The organism is Pseudomonas oryzihabitans (assembly GCF_014522265.1).
Lineage (GTDB): Bacteria > Pseudomonadota > Gammaproteobacteria > Pseudomonadales > Pseudomonadaceae > Chryseomonas > Chryseomonas aestiva.
In genome coordinates this window covers 1,621,546-1,638,498 of the sequence record NZ_CP017024.1, presented here as the reverse complement: position 1 = coordinate 1,638,498, position 16,953 = coordinate 1,621,546, and the positions used below count along the sequence as shown (strand labels likewise).

Below are 16,953 nucleotides of genomic sequence, written 5' to 3'. Positions count from 1 at the left end.
AGGCGGCACGACGGGGGTAAACGCCGGTCTATCTCGGACAGTCAGGTCGCCTCGGCCTCGACGTTCTTTCCAGAATCGGCCGGATCGCTGCCCTCGTCATGCCTATCTCCAGCCCCCTCGCCAGCCTGCTCGACACCGCCACGGACACGGCGCTCATCACCCTGACCGCCGAAGGGCGGATCGGGCAGTGGTGTCCGAACGTCGCCCGGCTGCTGGGCTGGACGGCGCAGGACTGGCTCGGTGAATCCATCGTCGGCCTGCTGCTCCCGGAGCCGCCGGCCGACGGCTGGCTGACCGCCCTCGAACGCTGCCAGACCCAGGGCCTGCGCCACCGCGACGGTCACCTGGTACGCCTCGACCTGCATCTGGTGCCGCTGCGCCGGGCCGATGTCGCCGTGGGCTGGTTGCTGCATGTCTGGCAGGCCCCGGCGAGTCGTGCCCGTTTCGCCGCCCGGCGCAGCGCCGAGCGGGAGCTGCCACAACGCCTGCAGGCGCTCGGCGAATGGTCACGGCGCCTCGGCGGCACCACGGGTCTGGCCGCCTTGCGACTGTGCGCCACCCAGGCCCTGCGGGACCTGGCCAACGATCCCCAGGCGCGGCTGCTGTCCGTCGCCGAGGCGGGCAGTCCGCCAGTGGGTGAGTTGCTCATCCCCTTCGGTTCTGCCACTCAGCCCTTGGGCTATCTGCAACTGGGCGGCGCCGTCGAGGCGGACACCCGGCTGGTGCTGGATCAATTGGCCCTGCTGCTGGGCGCCCTGCTCATGCGGCAGCAGACCCAGGACCAGGTCCGCCACCTCGAACGGCGGTTGTCGCTGGAACAGGGGCTGCTGGCCAGCGTGCTGCAGCAGGCGCCCCTGGGCATCTCCATCACCGAGGCCGGCAGCGAAGAAGCGGTGATGCTCAACGACCGCGTCGATATCCTGCTGGGCAGACGTCCGGCCGGCGAGACGCTGGACGAACGCTATGGCGCCATCGGGGCCCTGCACGCCAATGGCCAGCCCTATGCGGTGGACGACTATCCCACGGTACGGGTACTGCGCAACGGCCAGGCGGTGGCGCCCGAGTTGATGCGCTATCGGCGACCCGACGGCAGCATCCGGCTGCTGGAGGTCTCCAGCGCCCCGGTCCGCTCCGCCACCGGCGAGGTGATCGCCTCGGTCACCCTGTTCGACGACGTCCAGCAGCGCGTCGATGCGGAAACCGCCCTGCGCGAACACAGCGCGCGCCTGGCCAGCCTGATCAACCAGGCGGCGGTCGGCATCTGCCAGACCGACGCCCGCGGGCGCATCCTGCTCGCCAATCGTCGCTATTGCGAAATGCTCGATCGCAACGAGGTCGGGGTGCTGGAGCAGACCCTGCAGGCCCAGACCCATCCCGAGGATCGGGCCATCCTGGAGCGCCACCTCGACACCCTGCGCGAGCGGGGCGACAGCTTCAAGCTGGACCAGCGCTTCCTGCGCCCCGACGGCACGGTGGTCTGGGTCAGCCTGCACGGCTCACCGCTGCAGTCGGAAGTCGGCCAGGCGCTGTCGGTGAGTCTGGTGGTGGTGGATCTCACCCAGCGCAAGCAGGCCGAAGCCGCGCTGCACCTGTCCAACCAGCGCTTCCGCAATGCCGTGGAGGCAGTGCAGGGAGTGGTCTGGACCAGCAACGCCCAGGGCCATCTGCTCGGCGAACAACTCGCCTGGAGCACCCTGACCGGGCAGAGTTATGCGCAGTATCAGCAGGACGGCTGGGCCGATGCCCTGCATCCCGAGGATGCCCCCCGCACCCTGCGTCGCTGGCGCCTGGCGGTGCAGCAGCAGGTGGATTTCCACGACGAGCACCGCCTGCGCTGTCGCGATGGTCAATGGCGCACCTTCAGCGTACGTGCCCTGCCGGTGCGGGAGAATGGCGTGGTCTGCGAATGGGTGGGCGTGCACACCGACGTCAGCGAGATCCGCATGGCCGAGCACCGCCTGCGGCGGCTGGCCGAATTGCTGGAACAGCGCGTCCACGAACGCACCGTCGAGCGTGACCGCATGTGGCGGGTCGCCGACGACCTGCTCGGCGTCATCCAGGGGCAACGCTGGCTCAGCCGCAATCCCGCCTGGGGCCGGACCCTGGGCTGGGACGACGAGGAATTGCGTCATCAGCCGCCGACCTCGCTGGAGCATCCGGACGATCCGCCGGTATTTCCGCGCCTGGCCGCCCTGCGCCACGGCGAGGTGCTCAGCGATCTGCCCGGGCGCCTGCGCACCCGCGACGGTCACTGGCGCCACATGATGTGGAAGGCCACCGCCGATCACGACGGACGCATCTATGTCTTCGGTCGCGACGTCACCGTCGAGCACGACGCCGCCCTGGCCCTGCAGAACGCCGAGGCCGCGCTGCGCCAGGCGCAGAAGATGGAAGCCATCGGCCATCTCACCGGCGGCATCGCCCATGACTTCAACAACCTGCTCACCGGCATCAGCGGCTCCCTGGAATTGCTGCGCCGCCGCCTGGATCAGGGGCGCCACGACAACCTGCAGCGCTACCTGGACACCGCCGAGCAATCCGCCACCCGCGCCGCTGCCCTGACCCATCGCCTGCTGGCCTTCGCCCGCCGGCAGACGCTGGATCCACGGCCGGTAAACGTCAATGACCTGATCCTGTCCCTGGAAGAACTCTTCCAGCGCACCCTGGGCGAACGCATCAGCCTGCGCAGCAGCCTCGCGCTGCAGTTGCCACCGGCGCGCACCGACACCAACCAGCTGGAGAACGCCCTGCTGAATCTGGTGATCAATGCTCGCGATGCCATGCCCGAGGGCGGCCAGCTGACCCTGGAAACCGCCGTCGATCACCTCACCGACCTGGCCGCCGAGCATGACCTGCCACCAGGTGATTACGTACGCCTGACCATCGCCGACACCGGTAGCGGCATGCCGGCCGAGGTGGTGGATCGCGCCTTCGATCCCTTCTTCACCACCAAGCCGATTGGCCAGGGCACCGGCCTGGGTCTGTCGATGCTCTATGGCTTCATCAAGCAGTCGGGTGGCCATGTGACCTTGGAGAGCGCATTGGGCAGTGGCACCCGCGTCAGCCTCTGGCTGCCCTGCGCCCCACCCGAGCGGCCGGCGGCGAGCGACACGCCCCAGCCGGCCATCGCCCAGAGTCGGGGCGAACGCCTGCTGCTGGTGGAAGACGATGTTTCGGTGCGACTGCTGCTACGCGAGATGCTCACCGAGCTGGGCTATCGCGTGCGCACCGCCGCCAGTGCCTCGGCGGCGCTCACCCTGGTCGACGGCGATCTGCCCTGTGACCTGCTGATCACCGATCTCGGCCTGCCGGATCTCGACGGTGCCGAGCTGGCAGGGCGTCTGCGCGAGCGCTGGCCGGAGCTGCCGGTGCTGTTCGTCAGTGGTCACGCCGAGCGGCCGACCCCGAATGGCGAGCTCTCGCTGGCCAAGCCGTTCCAGATCGATGCGCTGGCGCGGTTGCTGCGCCAACTGCTCGATTGACCTAGGGCCTAGGGCCGGAAGACCTTGCCGGTCACCAGGTCGCGAATCACGCTGGGATTCTTGCGCCCGCCCAGTTCGCCCATGAGGATGCCGTCCAGGTTATCGGGAAAGTACTGCTGGACCCGCAGCCGGGTGCGCGCGGCCGGGCGGCCGGCGGGATTGGCCGAAGTGGAGATCAGCGGCCCGGTCAGGGCGCAGAGTTCGCCCACCAGGGGATGCTCGGAGACCCGCAACGCCACGGTGGCGTGGGCGCCGGTCACCCAGCCGGGCAGGCGATTGTGGTGCGGCACCAGCCAGGTGTTAGGTCCTGGCCAGGTGCTGGCCAGCTTGGCCAGGGAGGCCTCGGGCAGATCGTGGAGCAGGAAGTCGAACTGGCGGATGTTGTCGGCCACCAGGATCAGACCCTTTTCCATCGGCCGCCGCTTGAGCATCAGCAGGCGATAGACCGCGGCCTGATCCCAGGGATCGCAGCCCAGGCCCCAGACGGCCTCGGTGGGGTAGGCCAGGACGCCCCCCTCGCGCACGATTCGTGCCGCCTGCCGCACTCGCCAGCTGTTATGCATCGCCTAGCCTCCGCCAAATCCCTGAAGTCTACCCGAGCGCGCTGCCGATGCCAGTCATCCGCCGCTAGCCGAGCCGACTCCAGCTGCCCTGCTGCGCCACCACCCGGCCTTCCAGCTCCAGCTCGGTCAGCTGGACCAGGACCTCCGGCAGCGACAGGCCGCAGAGCCGCGCCAGCTCTTCGCTGTTGAGCAGTCCGGCGGTCAGGTGGCGCAGCAGGGGATGATCCTCCACTGCCGCGGCCGCGGCGAGCGGGGCCAGGCTGCGCCAGCCCTGCAGGGCGTCGAGGATGTGTTCCACGCTTTCCACCAGTTGCGCGCCCTCGCGGATCAGCTGATGACAGCCGCGGGCGCCGGGATGATGGATGGAGCCGGGCAGGGCGAACACTTCGCGGCCCTGCTCGGCAGCCAGCCGCGCGGTGATCAGCGAACCGCTGGAGGGGCTGGCCTCCACCACCAGGGTACCCAAACTGAGACCGCTGATGATCCGGTTGCGCCGCGGGAAGTTGGCCGCCTGGGGCGTGCAGTCCAGCGGCAATTCCGAAACCAGCGCGCCACCCTCGGCCAGCAGGCGCCGGGCGAGACCCAGGTGCCGGCGCGGATAGAGCTGCCGCAAGCCGGTGCCCAGCACGGCGACCGTGCCACCGCCGGCCTCCAGGGCGCCCTGATGCGCCGCGCCATCGATGCCCAGCGCCAGGCCACTGGTGATGCAGAAGCCGGCCGCGGCCAGGCTGTGGGCGAAACGCCGGGCATTGTCCAGCCCCTGGGCACTGGCCTGGCGACTGCCGACCAGGGCCAGTTGCGGCCGTTCGAGCAACGCGACCTGTCCTTCGACGAACAGCAGCGGGGGTGGATCGGCGATCTCGGCCAGCAACGCCGGATAGCGCTCGTCACCCAGGCAGAGCAGGTGGCGTTCGGAGCCGTCCAGCCAGGCCAGCGCCTGATCGACCCGCTCGCGGGTCGCCGGGCTGCGACGGGCATCCGCGGCCACCGCCGGCAGGCGCAGGGCGCGCCAGGCCGAGGCGGGGCACTGAGGGCGGCAGCGGCGCTGCCAAAGGCATCCAGCAGCAGGCGCTGGCGCACCGCGCCGAGTTCCGGCAGGGCATGCAGGCGAAGCCGGGCGTCCAGCTCGGCAGGGGAGAAGCTGGCCATGGTGTCATCCTTGAGGGGTGGCCGGTCGCCGTCCTGGCGACCCGGGAGGGGTTAGGGGTTGCGCACCTTGTCCATGATTTCCAGCTGGCGGGTGGCGGTCAGGATCAGGCCGTAGCTGATCTTGTCGTAGGTGCGAAACACCATCAGCAGGCCGGCGCGCTCGTCGGGGATCTTCACCAGCTCGCCGGTGATGCGATCGCGCACCGTCTCGCCGGTCTTGTTGACCGCCAGCACATTGCCTTCGGTCAGGCCATCGCGGGTGCCCTTGTTCAGGGTCACCACATCGAACTGGCCGACCTGGGTGACGCCACGGGGCACGTCGAGGATCAGGCCGCTGATGTCACGCGCCGGCGCGCTGGGCATGAAGGTGGAATTCACCAGCCGCTCCTCGGTGGGGAACAGCCGGTCGCCCAGGCGGACCTCCTGGGTGGTCCGGGTCAGCCGCAGGGTGGCGATGTCACCTTCCTGGGTAACCAGATCGGCGCTGCCGATGAAGTCGCCGTTGATGCCGAGGAAGGCGCCGGTCTTGGGATCGACATAGGTCTTGCCCTGGCGATAGATGCCATAGGCCGAGACGCCCGGTTGCAGCTTGCCGCGCACATAGATGCGATCGCCAGCGCCGCTCACCACGCGCTCGGCGTTGCCGGCCACCACATAGGGCGCCGCCTGGAATTGTTCGGCCGAATCGATGGCGCGATTCTGCAGCAGGAAACTGTTGACCGCTTCCAGCGGAATGGCCGGGATGGCTTCGGCGATGGGCGTGCTGCGCACCGTGGGTGACAGCTTGACCGTGCCGCGCGAGGCGCCGCGGTTGAGCTGCAGGCGCGGCTGGCCGTCGACATAGCTCAGCACCAGGGTATCGCCGGGATAGATGAGGTGGGGATTCTTGATCTGCGGATTGGCCTGCCAGATCTCCGGCCATTCCCAGGGTTTGCTGAGGAATCTGGCGGAGATGTCCCAAAGGGTATCGCCGCGGACCACGGTATAGCTTTCCGGGTGATCCTGACGCAGGGTGACCGCTGCGTACGCCGACTGCAGGGCGCCCCCTGCAACCAGCAGCAGGGCGAACAAAGATTTCCTCATGCGTCGAATCCCTTTACACTTAGCTTTGAAGAACCGTCTTCACGCAAACGTCGGGGAATCGCCCCAGTCGTGCCCTGATCGCCACCTCTGTCGGCACCGGGCGGCGCAGGCGCTCATCCCCGTCGACCGACGTCATCCACCGTTCGGGACCAGCCCGAGCCGGGTGGAAACAACGCTGCGGCATCTTAGCAGCGCCCCTTGACTGTATTCCACAAGTGCCCTCAATGCCATGGCGATCCTAGACATCCTCGAATTCCCCGATCCCCGCCTGCGCACCGTTGCCAAGCCCATCGACACGGTGGACGACGCCCTGCGCCAGACCATCGACGACATGTTCGAGACCATGTACGAAGCGCCCGGCATCGGTCTGGCAGCCACCCAGGTCAACGTCCATCGTCGCCTGGTGGTGATCGACGTCAGCGAAGACAAGAGCGAACCCTTGGTCTTCATCAATCCCGAGGCCGAGCCGCTCACCCAGGAACTGGGCGAGTACCAGGAAGGCTGCCTGTCGATCCCCGGTTTCTACGAAAAGGTCTGCCGCCCCGAGCGCGTCCGGGTCAAGGCCCTGGACCGCGACGGCAAGGCGTTCGAGCTGGAGTGCGACGGCCTGCTGGCGGTGTGCATCCAGCACGAGATCGATCACCTCGACGGCAAGCTGTTCGTCGACTATCTGTCGCCACTCAAGCGCGATCGCATCAAGAAGAAGCTCGAAAAGCAGCAGCGCCACAAGGCCTGATCGCCCTGGCGGACGGCGTCATCGGCGTCCGCCGCTCGCCCTTTCCGCCAGGTCCGCCATGTCCAGATCCCTTCGCCTCGTCTTCGCCGGAACCCCGGAATTCGCCGCCGTGCACCTGCAGGCGCTGATCGACGCCGGTTATCCCATCGCCGCCGTCTACACCCAGCCGGATCGCCCCGCCGGGCGTGGCCAGAAACTGGCCATGAGTCCGGTCAAGCAGCTGGCGCTGAGCCACGGCATCCCCGTGCAGCAGCCGCCGACCCTGCGCGATCCCGCCGCCCAGGCCACCCTGGCGGCGCTGGAACCCGATCTGCTGGTGGTGGTGGCCTACGGCCTGATCCTGCCCCAGGCGGTGCTCGACATCCCCCGTCTGGGCTGCATCAACAGCCATGCCTCGCTGCTGCCGCGCTGGCGCGGCGCCGCGCCCATCCAGCGCGCCCTGGAGGCCGGCGATGCCGAGTCCGGGGTCACCGTGATGCGCATGGAAGCCGGTCTGGATACCGGCCCCATGCTGAGCAAGGTGACCACGCCGCTGACCGCCACGGACACCGGAGGCAGCCTGCACGATCGCCTGGCCGCCCTGGGCGCCGCTGCCGTGGTCCAGGCCCTGCCGGGTCTGGCCGACGGGAGTCTGCCGGGTGAGGTGCAGGACGACAACCTGGCCACCTACGCCCACAAGCTCAACAAGGACGAGGCCCGGCTGGACTGGGGTAGTCCGGCGGCGGAACTGGAGCGCCGTATCCGCGCCTTCGATCCCTGGCCGCTGTGCCACACCGCCCTGGCCGGCGAGCCACTCAAGGTCTGGGCCGCGGAACTGGCCGAAGGGCAGGGCGTGGCGGGCATGGTGCTGGATGCCGATCGCTCCGGCCTGCTGGTCGCCTGTGGCGAGGGTGCCCTGCGCCTGACCCGCCTGCAGCTGCCCGGTGGCAAGCCACTGGGCTTCGCCGATCTCTATAACGCCCGTCGCGAGCGCTTCGCCCCCGGTCAGGTGCTGGGTCTATGAATCCGCGACTGGCGGCTACCCGCGCCCTGGCGGCGGTCCTTGCCGGACGTGCCTCCCTGGGCAGCAGCCTGCCCGAGCAACTGGCCAAGGTCGATCCGCGTGACCGCGCCCTGGCCCAGGATCTGGCCTTCGGCACCGCCCGCTGGCAGCCGCGCCTGTCGCTGCTGGCGGAAAAGCTCATGGAAAAACCCTTCAAGGCCGGCGACCGCGATCTCGAAGCCCTGCTGCTGATCGGGCTCTACCAGCTGTTCCATACCCGCATCCCGGCCCATGCCGCCATCGGCGAGACGGTAGGCTGCGTCGACAAACTGAAGAAATCCTCGGCCAAGGGTCTGCTCAACGCCGTGCTGCGCCGCGCCCAGCGTGAATACGACAGCCTGCTGCCAGGCCTGGAGCATGATCCGGCCGCGCGCCTGGCCCATCCACGCTGGCTGCAGAAGACGCTCAAGGCACGCTGGCCGGAGCAGTGGGAAGCCGTCGCCACGGCCAACAACCTGCATCCGCCACTGATTCTCAGGGTTAATCGCCGTCAGGGCAGTCGCGACAGCTATCTGGCCGATCTGGCCGCCGCCGGCATCGAGGCCGTGCCCTGCGCCTTCAGCGCCGACGGCATCCGCCTGCTGCAGCCCCAGGACGTTACCGCCCTGCCGGGCTTTGCCACGGGGCGTCTCAGCGTGCAGGACGAAGCAGCCCAGCTGGCCGCTGAACTCCTGGAGCTGGCACCCGGCCAGCGGGTGCTGGACGCCTGTGCCGCGCCCGGTGGCAAGACCTGCCACCTGCTGGAACGCGAACCGGGGCTGGCCGAGGTGGTGGCGCTGGACGCCGATGCCGGCCGTCTGCAGCGGGTCGAGCAGAATCTGGCCCGTTTGGGCCTTACCGCCCGCACCCTGGCCGCCGACGGCCGCGCCGTGGCCGACTGGTGGGACGGCACGCCCTTCCAGCGCATCCTGCTGGACGCTCCCTGCAGCGCCACCGGGGTGATCCGCCGCCATCCGGACATCAAGCTGACCCGCCAGGCCAGCGACATCGCGCCCCTGGTGCAGCTGCAGGGCGAACTGCTGGACGCCCTCTGGCCGACGCTGGAGGTGGGCGGCATCCTGGTCTATGCCACCTGTTCGGTGCTACCGGAAGAAAACAGCGAAAACCTCGCCGCCTTTCTCGCCCGCACCCCGGGCGCCCGCGAACTGGATATCCCCGCCCCCTGGGGCCTCGCCCAGCCCCATGGCCGCCAGCTCCTGCCGCAGCCCGACGGCCACGACGGCTTCTATTACTGCAAACTGATCAAGATTGCTCGCTAGTCGCCGAAGGTAAGGCGGTGGTGATGGGCTGGGGCAATTCCAGCACCGGCGTGGCCTCGTCGAGACGGCGCAGGGTACCCTCCACCACCGCACCGTTCTCCATGCTCAGTTGGCGATAGGTGATGTTGCCGCGCACCCGGGCATTGGAGTGCAGTTCCAGCAGATGCTCGACCCGCAGATCGCCAACGATGGTGCCGTCGATCAAGGCGTCGTAGCTGCTTACGTCACCTTCCACCACACCATTGACGCTGAGCGCCAGGAGACTGGTGGTGCCCGGCTTGAAGCTGACGCTGCCCTGCACCCGCCCGTCGATCTTCAGGCCTTCGCTGAATTCCAGGTCGCCCTGGACCGCCAGGTTGTCGGCGATGAGACTGGAAAAGCCATTCACCGCGGGGCGGGGGGCCGCCTTCTTTCTATTGAACATCCGTGCTGCTCTCCAGCTAGGGTTTCTGATTCTGGCGACGGAAAAAGGCCAGCTCCGTGGTCAGGCGCTCGATCTGCGCCAGCAGAGCAGCGTTGCGCTCGGTCAGCTGGCGCTCGGCAGCCGTGCCCACTTGCCGATCCAGCGCCTGCTGCGCCAGACGATCGCGCAGGTGCTGATTCTCGGCTTGCAGGTGATTCAGTTCCGCCTGGTATCCCTGGTGGATCCGCTGCCCGACCACCAGCAACGCGAGCGGTATCAACAGCAGCAGGCCCAAGCCAACCCAGCCGGCCAGTCGCCGTCGCGGGACCGGCTGCAGGCGAAATTCGCCGCGCAGCAGCTCGCGACTCGACGCTCGACTAGTCGCGCGCCTGGCCATCGCGCTCGGGCTCCAGTCGGCCCAAGGCAAGAAAGCGCTGGGGGTCGAGGAATTGGCCGTCACGCAAGACCTCGAAATGCAGATGAGGCCCGGTCGAGCGTCCGGTGGAGCCCACCGCACCCAGGAGTTGCCCGGGGGTGACCACCTGGCCTTCCTTGACGAAGATGCGGCTCAGGTGGGCATAGCGGGTGACCAGGCCATTGCCGTGAGCGACCTCCACCCGATTGCCATAGCCACCCAGGGCGCCCGTGACCTGGACACGCCCCCCGGCCGCGGCGTGTACCTGGGTGCCAGTGGGCGCGGCGAAGTCGACACCGGAATGAAACGCCAGGTGACCGGTAAAGGGATCGACCCGATTGCCGAACAGCGATCCCAGACGGGCCTGTTCCACTGGGCGTAGCGAGGGAATCGCCATCAGGGCGGCATTGCGACTGGCCACCCGGTTCAGCAGCAGATCCAATTGTTGACGCAGGCAGAGCGCTACCTGTTCGCTGGCACCCAGCATGCGCAGAGGCAAGCCCTGGCTGGCGGTACCGGCGTTACAGGATCGCGCCGGCAGCCAGGCACCGCCCTGGGCACCTCGCGCGGAAGGCTCGACCAGCAGACTGGGGTCGACAGCGCTCACCTGGTCGCGCAATTGCCTGTTCTGCTCCAGCATCCGCTGCAGCGCCTGGGTATCGGCCTCCAGCGATTGCAGCCGGCCGACCAGCACGCCCATTCGCTCCAGGGCCACCGGTGTGCTGGCGCTGCCCGGAGTGTCAGCGACAGGGGCGGCCGGAGCTGCGGCAGGCGAAACCCGACCCCCCAGCCAGCAGCCCAGAGCGAATGTCAGCAGCGATGTCAGCGTCAGGATCAGCAGCCAGGGGCTCTTTGCCTGACGCGGGTCGACGATGTGGGCACCGTCCCGCACAAGCTTGCGACTGAGGGAAGAAAACAGCTTCATCAGATCCTGCGGCCGTCCTAGGCGCCGATAGATCAGTCAGCTTAAAGTGAAACACGTCACAAAATGATGGCAAAAGGCCTGTTCCAGACCAACCTGCCTGTCCACCTGACATATGGCATTTTCAGTGCCGGATCGCCAGGCTGCCGGTAGTCGGGGCAGAATGTTCGGCTCAGGGTCGTGAATCGGCCCGTCCCTCCCGCTGCTACCGGAGTCCGCCATGCTCGAATCCCTGGAGAAAATGCTCGCTCGCGGCCAGGACAACGCCCTGCTCAGGTTCGGACTGGGCAAGGGCTATCTGGATGCCGGGGAGCCCGCGCGGGCGATCGAGCACCTGGCGCGCTGCGTCGAATTCGATCCGGCCTATTCGGCGGCCTGGAAGCTGCTGGGCAAGGCCCATGAGGGGAGCGGCGATCTGGCCAGCGCCGAGGCAGCCTGGACCCAGGGCCTGCAGGCGGCGCAGGCCAGGGGCGACAAGCAGGCGGAAAAGGAGATGACGGTGTTTCTCAAGCGCCTGGCGCGCCGCGCTCAGTCCTGATCGCGCAGGAACCTGAGGCCCGCGCCGTCGGCGTCGGTGCGCATGACTTCCATGGTCACCTTGGGCGCCTCGATTGGCAGATCGAGTACCTGGCCGACCACGCGGGTGCCCTGCGGTAGCCGGGTCAGCTCGGGATGCACCACATAGACGCCACCATCGGACAGGTCGCGGGTCTCACCGACGATCTCGCCATCCGGATAGGCGATCCACAGCCGACACTTGAGTGGGGTACGGGTATGTTGGCGCTGATCGCGCGAATTCATCGCCTGACTCCCTGGCTTGGGCGTTCCCTAGAGGTTCGGGCAGCTTCCGGCAAAGCCCAGCGGCTGTCAGCCGCGCGCCGACCGAACGGTCCTGGCGAAGCGCCGAGCGATAGGTCATAGGATCACCGCCTGTCCCTCAGCGCCCGGGCAGGACCCGGGTGAAAGACCTCAGTACCACTTCTCCTCGCCATCCGGGCGATTCTTGAACCTCTTCATGCTCCACATGTACTGGGTCGGATAACGCCGTACGTAGCCGGCCAGCACCTCGCTCATGGCGGCCACCGAGACTTCCGGATCCGGGTCGTACATGGCCGGCGGCGCGGCCTCCAGGATCACCTTGTAGCCGCTGCCGTCTGCCAGGCGCACGGCATGGAAGAACACCCCGCGGGCCTTGCCGCGCGCCAGCAGCGAGGGCACGAACTTGCTGGTCAGGGCGGTGGTGCCGAGGAAGGGCACGAAGAGGCCGGCGCTGCGACTCGGCTCGGGATCGGCCGGAATCCCCACGGCGCCGCCGCGTCGGACTTCCTTGATCACGCTGATGATGCCTTCCGGCGTGGAGGGCGCCACGCGGTTGCCCAGCTGGACCCGCTGGCGCTTGAGCAGGTCGTCCACCGCCTTCAGCTTGGGCGGCCGATAGAAGATGATCGGCTTGGCATGGGAGCAATAGAAGTGGTTGAGCAATTCCCAGTTGCCCAGGTGGCTGGTGATGCCCACCACGCCATCGCCGGAGGCCAGGGCTTCCTGCAGGACGTCCATGCCTTCCACCTCGCGCACCAGGCGCAGGGAACGCTGGGGCGACCAGATCCAGGCGCAGGCGCTCTCGGTCAGGGTCTTGCCGATGCCACGCAGGCACTCGCGCGACAGCCGCTCCAGGCCGGCGGCGTCGAGTTCGGGGAAACAGTGGGCGAGGTTGATGCGGGTAACCTTGCTGGCGCGGGTCGGCAGCTTCCACATGCACCAGCCGATGAATCCACCCAAGCGCTGGACCAATGGCCAGGGCAGCAGGGCGAAAAGGCGCAGGAAGGCGATCATCAGCGCGCCTTTGAATCTTTCCAAAAGAGGGACTCCTGTCTGAATGCGCCGACAGTTTAGCGTCTACAAGTCCCGGAAACGTTAAGAAAGCGTAAGGTTCGCGCCAACTGACGCCTATACATTCGACTTTTCCTGCAGTTCTGCCGACGAAGACGCCAATTCGGCATGGCGGTCGCAATCGAGGGTATGGTCCATCACCAGACCCATGGCCTGCATGAAGGCGTAGCAGATGGTCGGACCGACAAAGGTGAAACCGGCCCGCTTGAGCGCCTTGCTCATGGCCTCCGCTTCCGGGGTGATCGCCGGCACCTCCTGGCGATCGCGAAAGTGATTGATCCTGGGCGCGCCACCGACAAAGGACCACAGCCAGCCGGAAGGGTCTTCGAGTCTCAGCCAGGCCTGGGCATTCTGACGAGCGGCGCGCAGCTTGGCGCCATTGCGGATGATGCCCGGGTCCTGCATCAGCACGGCGATCTCGGCATCGCTCAGCTGCGCCAAGCGCGCGGGATCGAAGCCATGCAGCACCTGGCGATAGCGCTCGCGCTTCTTCAGCACGGTGATCCATGACAGTCCGGCCTGGAAGCCTTCCAGCAGGAGAAATTCGAAGAGCACCGCCGGATCGCGCTGGGGCACGCCCCATTCATGGTCGTGATACTCGATGTACAGCGGATCGGCGGTGCACCAGAAACAACGCGGCATGGCGAAGGCTCGGACGGCGAGGGGAGACGTCACCTTAGCGCAGTTGAGCGCCAGCGGAGGCGAGTCATAACAGCCTCTGGAATGGGTAGCACGGCGAACGCGCTGAATGCACGTTTCTAACAGACTGCAGGCGCTGCTACCGTAGCAGCAGCTACCTATATCGCGGCCATGGGCCGCTCCTACAGGCCAACCCGTACCTGTAGGAGCGGCCCATGGCCGCGATAAAGCGCGCAGCCGGTCATCTCTGCCCAATACCGCCAGGCAGCCCTAATCCGCCAATGCGGCCACCCCCGGCTTTCAGCTATACTCCCCGGCTTTTCGTCGCAGCCGAACGGGTATCTTTCGTGAGCCAGTCCAAGCCCACCGTGCGCACCTTCCAAGACTTGATCCTGGCCTTGCAGCAATACTGGGCCGAGCAGGGCTGCGTGGTACTCCAGCCCTATGACATGGAAGTCGGCGCCGGTACCTTCCACACCGCCACCTTCCTGCGCGCCATCGGTCCCGAGACCTGGAACGCCGCCTATGTGCAGCCCAGCCGCCGTCCCACCGATGGCCGCTATGGCGAGAACCCCAATCGCCTGCAGCACTACTACCAGTTCCAGGTGGTCCTCAAGCCCAATCCGGACAACTTCCAGGAGCTCTACCTCGGCTCCCTGGCCGCCATCGGCCTGGATCCGCTGGTGCACGACGTACGCTTCGTCGAGGACAACTGGGAATCGCCCACCCTGGGCGCCTGGGGTCTGGGCTGGGAAGTCTGGCTCAACGGCATGGAAGTCACCCAGTTCACCTACTTCCAGCAGGCGGGCGGTATCGAGTGCTATCCGGTGACCGGCGAGATCACCTATGGCCTGGAACGCCTGGCCATGTACCTGCAGGGCGTGGACTCGGTCTACGACCTGATCTGGGCCGACGGCCCCTTCGGCACCGTGACCTACGGCGACGTCTTCCACCAGAACGAAGTGGAGCAGAGCACCTACAACTTCGAGCACGCCAATGTGCCCAAGCTGTTCGAACTGTTCGACTTCTACGAGTCCGAGGCCAATCGCCTGATCGCCCTGGACCTGCCGCTGCCCACCTACGAGATGGTGCTCAAGGCCTCCCACACCTTCAACCTGCTGGACGCCCGCCGCGCCATCTCGGTGACCGAGCGCCAGCGTTACATCCTGCGCGTGCGCACCCTGGCACGCAGCGTCGCCCAGGGCTACTTCAAGGCCCGCGCCCGGCTGGGCTTCCCGCTGGCCAGCCCCGCGCTGCGTGACGAGGTCCTGGGTCGCGACGATGTCCAGGCGCTGCTCAAGGAGGGCGAATGATGAGCACCACTCTGGATTTCCTGGTCGAACTGGGTACCGAAGAACTGCCACCCAAGGCACTCAAGACCCTGGGCGACAGCTTTCTCGCCGGCATCGAGAAGGGCCTCAAGCAGGCCGGTCTCGGCTATGCCAGCGCCCGCGCCTATGCCGCGCCGCGCCGCCTGGCCGTGCTGGTTGAAGCCCTGCAGACCCAGCAGCCCGAGCGTAGCGTCAATCTGGACGGCCCGCCGCTCCAGGCCGCCTTTGGCGCCGATGGCCAGCCGACCCAGGCCGCCCTGGGCTTCGCCCGCAAGTGTGGCGTCGACATCAGCGCCATCGATCGCAGCGGCCCCAAGCTGAGATTCTCCCAGAGCATTCCTGGGCAGCCGGCGGCCAGCCTGCTGCCCGGCATCGTCGAAGCCTCCCTGGCCGAGCTGCCGATTCCCAAGCGCATGCGCTGGGCCGCCCGCCGCGAGGAATTCGTCCGTCCCACCCAGTGGCTGGTGATGCTGCTGGGTGATGAGGTCATCGACTGCGAGATCCTCACCCGCCGTGCCGGTCGTGAGTCCCGCGGCCATCGCTTCCACCATCCCGATGCCGTGCGCATCAGCGCCCCGGCCCACTACGCCGCCGACCTGCGCGCCGCCCATGTGCTGGCCGACTTCGCCGAGCGCCGCCAGCTCATCGAATCCCGCGTAGCCGAGCTGGCTGCGGCGGAGCAGGGCAGCGCCGTGGTGCCGCCCGCGCTGCTGGACGAGGTGACCGCCCTGGTGGAATGGCCGGTGCCGCTGGTCTGCGCCTTCGAGGAACGTTTCCTCGAGGTGCCCCAGGAAGCCCTGATCACCACCATGCAGGACAACCAGAAGTACTTCTGCCTGCTGGACGCCCAGGGCAAGCTGCTGCCGCGCTTCATCACCGTGGCCAACCTGGAAAGCAAGGATCCGGCGCAGATCGTCAGCGGCAACGAGAAGGTGGTCCGCCCCCGTCTCACCGACGCCGAGTTCTTCTTCAAGCAGGACCAGAAGCAGCCGCTGGAAAGCTTCAACGAGCGCCTCAAGAACGTGGTCTTCCAGGCCCAGCTCGGCACCGTCTACGACAAGGCCCAGCGCCTCGCCGCCCTGGCCGCCTTTATCGCCGAGCGTATCGGCGGTGATGCCGAGCGCGCCCACCGTGCCGGCGTGCTCGCCAAGTGCGACCTGGCCACCGAGATGGTTGGCGAATTCCCCGAGATGCAGGGCATCGCCGGCTACTACTACGCCAGGAAAGGCGGCGAGGCCGAAGACGTGGCCCTGGCGCTCAACGAGCAGTACATGCCGCGCGGTGCTGGCGCCGAACTGCCGAAGACCCTGACCGGCGCCGCCGTGGCCCTGGCCGACAAGCTCGACACCCTGGTCGGCATCTTCGGCATCGGCATGTTGCCCACCGGCAGCAAGGATCCCTTCGCCCTGCGCCGGCAGGCCCTGGGCGTGCTGCGCATCCTCATCGAGAAGGGCCTGGAGCTGGATCTGCCAGCCGCCGTCGCCTTCGCCATCGCCGGCTATGGCGAGCGGGTCAAGGCTGCCGGCCTGCAGGAGCAGGTGCTGGACTTCGTCTTCGACCGTTTGCGCGCCCGCTACGAGGACGAAGGCGTCGACACCGCGGCCTACCTGGCGGTACGCGCCCTGCGTCCGGCCTCGGCGCTGGACTTCGACCAGCGCGTCCAGGCCGTGCAGGCCTTCCGTCGTCTGCCCGAGGCCGAGGCCCTGGCCGCCGCCAACAAGCGCGTCTCCAACCTGCTCGGCAAGTTCGAAGGCCAGGTCGCGGCCCAGGCCGATGCCGCCCTGTTCGAGACCGACGCCGAACGCACCCTGGCCGCCGCCATCGCCGAGGCCGAGCGGGATGCCGCGCCCCTGGCCGAAGCCCGTCGCTATGGCGCAGCCCTGGAGCGCCTGGCCAGTCTGCGCGCGCCGGTGGATGCCTTCTTCGACGAGGTGCTGGTCAACGCCGAGGACGAGCGTGTCCGCGCCAATCGCTATGCGCTGCTCGCTCACCTGCGTGGCCTGTTCCTCGGCATCGCCGACATCTCGGTGCTGGGCTAG

15 protein-coding genes and 3 pseudogenes are annotated in these 16,953 nt (G+C 67.7%); 9 read left to right on the top strand and 9 right to left on the bottom strand.

Features of this window, described 5'->3' with window-relative positions; genetic code table 11:
* Positions 1-98: 98 nt before the first annotated feature.
* The 3 genes and pseudogenes from BGI51_RS07560 to BGI51_RS23975 form a co-directional block, all read left to right on the top strand.
* Positions 99-2,582: pseudogene (locus BGI51_RS07560) on the top strand (PAS domain S-box protein); the annotation flags it as partial.
* A gap of 198 nt (positions 2,583-2,780) precedes the next feature.
* Positions 2,781-3,020: pseudogene (locus BGI51_RS23980) on the top strand (ATP-binding protein); the annotation flags it as partial.
* A gap of 3 nt (positions 3,021-3,023) precedes the next feature.
* Entirely contained in the window at positions 3,024-3,482 is a 459-nt protein-coding gene (locus BGI51_RS23975; RefSeq protein WP_437179449.1) for a response regulator, read from the top strand.
* Between the two features lie 8 nt (positions 3,483-3,490).
* Here BGI51_RS23975 and BGI51_RS07555 read toward each other — a convergent pair whose 3' ends face one another.
* From BGI51_RS07555 to BGI51_RS07545, 3 genes and pseudogenes are all read right to left on the bottom strand, one after another.
* Positions 3,491-4,045 carry an L-threonylcarbamoyladenylate synthase gene (locus BGI51_RS07555; protein WP_133860240.1) on the bottom strand — a complete coding sequence of 185 codons (555 nt, stop codon included), beginning with the start codon at positions 4,043-4,045 and terminating at the stop codon, positions 3,491-3,493.
* A 64-nt stretch (positions 4,046-4,109) separates the two neighbouring features.
* Positions 4,110-5,194, bottom strand: a pseudogene (gene dprA, locus BGI51_RS07550) (DNA-processing protein DprA).
* Between the two features lie 51 nt (positions 5,195-5,245).
* Positions 5,246-6,277 carry a LysM peptidoglycan-binding domain-containing protein gene (locus BGI51_RS07545; RefSeq protein ID WP_187980767.1) on the bottom strand — a complete coding sequence of 344 codons (1,032 nt, stop codon included), beginning with the start codon at positions 6,275-6,277 and terminating at the stop codon, positions 5,246-5,248.
* A 229-nt stretch (positions 6,278-6,506) separates the two neighbouring features.
* Here BGI51_RS07545 and def point away from each other — a divergent pair, with 229 nt between their 5' ends.
* Genes def through rsmB form a run of 3 tightly spaced genes read left to right on the top strand, consistent with a single transcriptional unit; the run spans position 6,507 to position 9,314 of the window.
* On the top strand, positions 6,507-7,013 hold the full coding sequence (gene def, locus BGI51_RS07540; protein WP_187980766.1) for a peptide deformylase: 507 nt from the start codon (positions 6,507-6,509) through the stop codon (positions 7,011-7,013).
* Between the two features lie 58 nt (positions 7,014-7,071).
* Positions 7,072-8,016 (top strand): methionyl-tRNA formyltransferase, encoded by a 945-nt coding sequence (fmt, locus tag BGI51_RS07535; RefSeq protein WP_187980765.1) that lies wholly within the window; start codon positions 7,072-7,074, stop codon positions 8,014-8,016.
* Positions 8,013-9,314, top strand: coding sequence for a 16S rRNA (cytosine(967)-C(5))-methyltransferase RsmB (gene rsmB, locus BGI51_RS07530; protein WP_187980764.1), 1,302 nt, complete (start codon positions 8,013-8,015; stop codon positions 9,312-9,314). The genes fmt and rsmB overlap by 4 nt, the downstream gene beginning before the upstream one ends.
* Here the strand turns inward: rsmB and BGI51_RS07525 are convergent.
* The 3 genes from BGI51_RS07525 to BGI51_RS07515 are packed head-to-tail and all read right to left on the bottom strand — an operon-like array spanning position 9,298 to position 11,057.
* On the bottom strand, positions 9,298-9,738 hold the full coding sequence (locus BGI51_RS07525) for a bactofilin family protein (RefSeq protein ID WP_187980763.1): 441 nt from the start codon (positions 9,736-9,738) through the stop codon (positions 9,298-9,300). The two genes, rsmB and BGI51_RS07525, sit on opposite strands and share 17 nt — an antisense overlap.
* Positions 9,739-9,754: 16 nt before the next feature.
* Entirely contained in the window at positions 9,755-10,114 is a 360-nt protein-coding gene (locus BGI51_RS07520) for a hypothetical protein (RefSeq protein WP_187980762.1), read from the bottom strand.
* Entirely contained in the window at positions 10,095-11,057 is a 963-nt protein-coding gene (locus BGI51_RS07515) for a M23 family metallopeptidase (protein WP_187980761.1), read from the bottom strand. Before BGI51_RS07515 ends, BGI51_RS07520 begins: the two co-directional genes overlap by 20 nt.
* A 217-nt stretch (positions 11,058-11,274) precedes the next feature.
* On the opposite strand from BGI51_RS07515, the gene BGI51_RS07510 reads away from it, so the two are divergent.
* Positions 11,275-11,592 (top strand): tetratricopeptide repeat protein, encoded by a 318-nt coding sequence (locus BGI51_RS07510; protein ID WP_007160146.1) that lies wholly within the window; start codon positions 11,275-11,277, stop codon positions 11,590-11,592.
* On the opposite strand, the gene BGI51_RS07505 is transcribed toward BGI51_RS07510, so the two are convergent.
* The 3 genes from BGI51_RS07505 to BGI51_RS07495 form a co-directional block, all read right to left on the bottom strand.
* Entirely contained in the window at positions 11,583-11,855 is a 273-nt protein-coding gene (locus BGI51_RS07505; protein ID WP_017641486.1) for a PilZ domain-containing protein, read from the bottom strand. The two genes, BGI51_RS07510 and BGI51_RS07505, sit on opposite strands and share 10 nt — an antisense overlap.
* A gap of 168 nt (positions 11,856-12,023) precedes the next feature.
* Entirely contained in the window at positions 12,024-12,911 is an 888-nt protein-coding gene (locus tag BGI51_RS07500) for a lysophospholipid acyltransferase (protein ID WP_187980760.1), read from the bottom strand.
* Between the two features lie 90 nt (positions 12,912-13,001).
* Complete coding sequence (locus tag BGI51_RS07495; RefSeq protein ID WP_187980759.1) at positions 13,002-13,586, bottom strand: DNA-3-methyladenine glycosylase I; 585 nt, start codon at positions 13,584-13,586, stop codon at positions 13,002-13,004.
* A 344-nt stretch (positions 13,587-13,930) separates the two neighbouring features.
* Here BGI51_RS07495 and glyQ point away from each other — a divergent pair, with 344 nt between their 5' ends.
* Positions 13,931-14,896 (top strand): glycine--tRNA ligase subunit alpha, encoded by a 966-nt coding sequence (gene glyQ, locus BGI51_RS07490; RefSeq protein ID WP_150340262.1) that lies wholly within the window; start codon positions 13,931-13,933, stop codon positions 14,894-14,896.
* Positions 14,896-16,953, top strand: coding sequence for a glycine--tRNA ligase subunit beta (gene glyS, locus BGI51_RS07485; protein ID WP_187980758.1), 2,058 nt, complete (start codon positions 14,896-14,898; stop codon positions 16,951-16,953). Before glyQ ends, glyS begins: the two co-directional genes overlap by 1 nt.

Excerpts from the sequence above, each read along its gene's own strand:
- BGI51_RS07555 (WP_133860240.1), bottom strand. The coding sequence starts at position 4,045 with ATGCATAACAGCTGGCGAGTGCGGCAGGCGGCACGAATCGTGCGCGAG.
- BGI51_RS07545 (WP_187980767.1), bottom strand. The coding sequence starts at position 6,277 with ATGAGGAAATCTTTGTTCGCCCTGCTGCTGGTTGCAGGGGGCGCCCTG.
- def (WP_187980766.1), top strand. The coding sequence starts at position 6,507 with ATGGCGATCCTAGACATCCTCGAATTCCCCGATCCCCGCCTGCGCACC.
- fmt (WP_187980765.1), top strand. The coding sequence starts at position 7,072 with ATGTCCAGATCCCTTCGCCTCGTCTTCGCCGGAACCCCGGAATTCGCC.
- rsmB (WP_187980764.1), top strand. The coding sequence starts at position 8,013 with ATGAATCCGCGACTGGCGGCTACCCGCGCCCTGGCGGCGGTCCTTGCC.
- BGI51_RS07525 (WP_187980763.1), bottom strand. The coding sequence starts at position 9,738 with ATGTTCAATAGAAAGAAGGCGGCCCCCCGCCCCGCGGTGAATGGCTTT.
- BGI51_RS07520 (WP_187980762.1), bottom strand. The coding sequence starts at position 10,114 with ATGGCCAGGCGCGCGACTAGTCGAGCGTCGAGTCGCGAGCTGCTGCGC.
- BGI51_RS07515 (WP_187980761.1), bottom strand. The coding sequence starts at position 11,057 with ATGAAGCTGTTTTCTTCCCTCAGTCGCAAGCTTGTGCGGGACGGTGCC.
- BGI51_RS07510 (WP_007160146.1), top strand. The coding sequence starts at position 11,275 with ATGCTCGAATCCCTGGAGAAAATGCTCGCTCGCGGCCAGGACAACGCC.
- BGI51_RS07505 (WP_017641486.1), bottom strand. The coding sequence starts at position 11,855 with ATGAATTCGCGCGATCAGCGCCAACATACCCGTACCCCACTCAAGTGT.
- BGI51_RS07495 (WP_187980759.1), bottom strand. The coding sequence starts at position 13,586 with ATGCCGCGTTGTTTCTGGTGCACCGCCGATCCGCTGTACATCGAGTAT.
- glyS (WP_187980758.1), top strand. The coding sequence starts at position 14,896 with ATGAGCACCACTCTGGATTTCCTGGTCGAACTGGGTACCGAAGAACTG.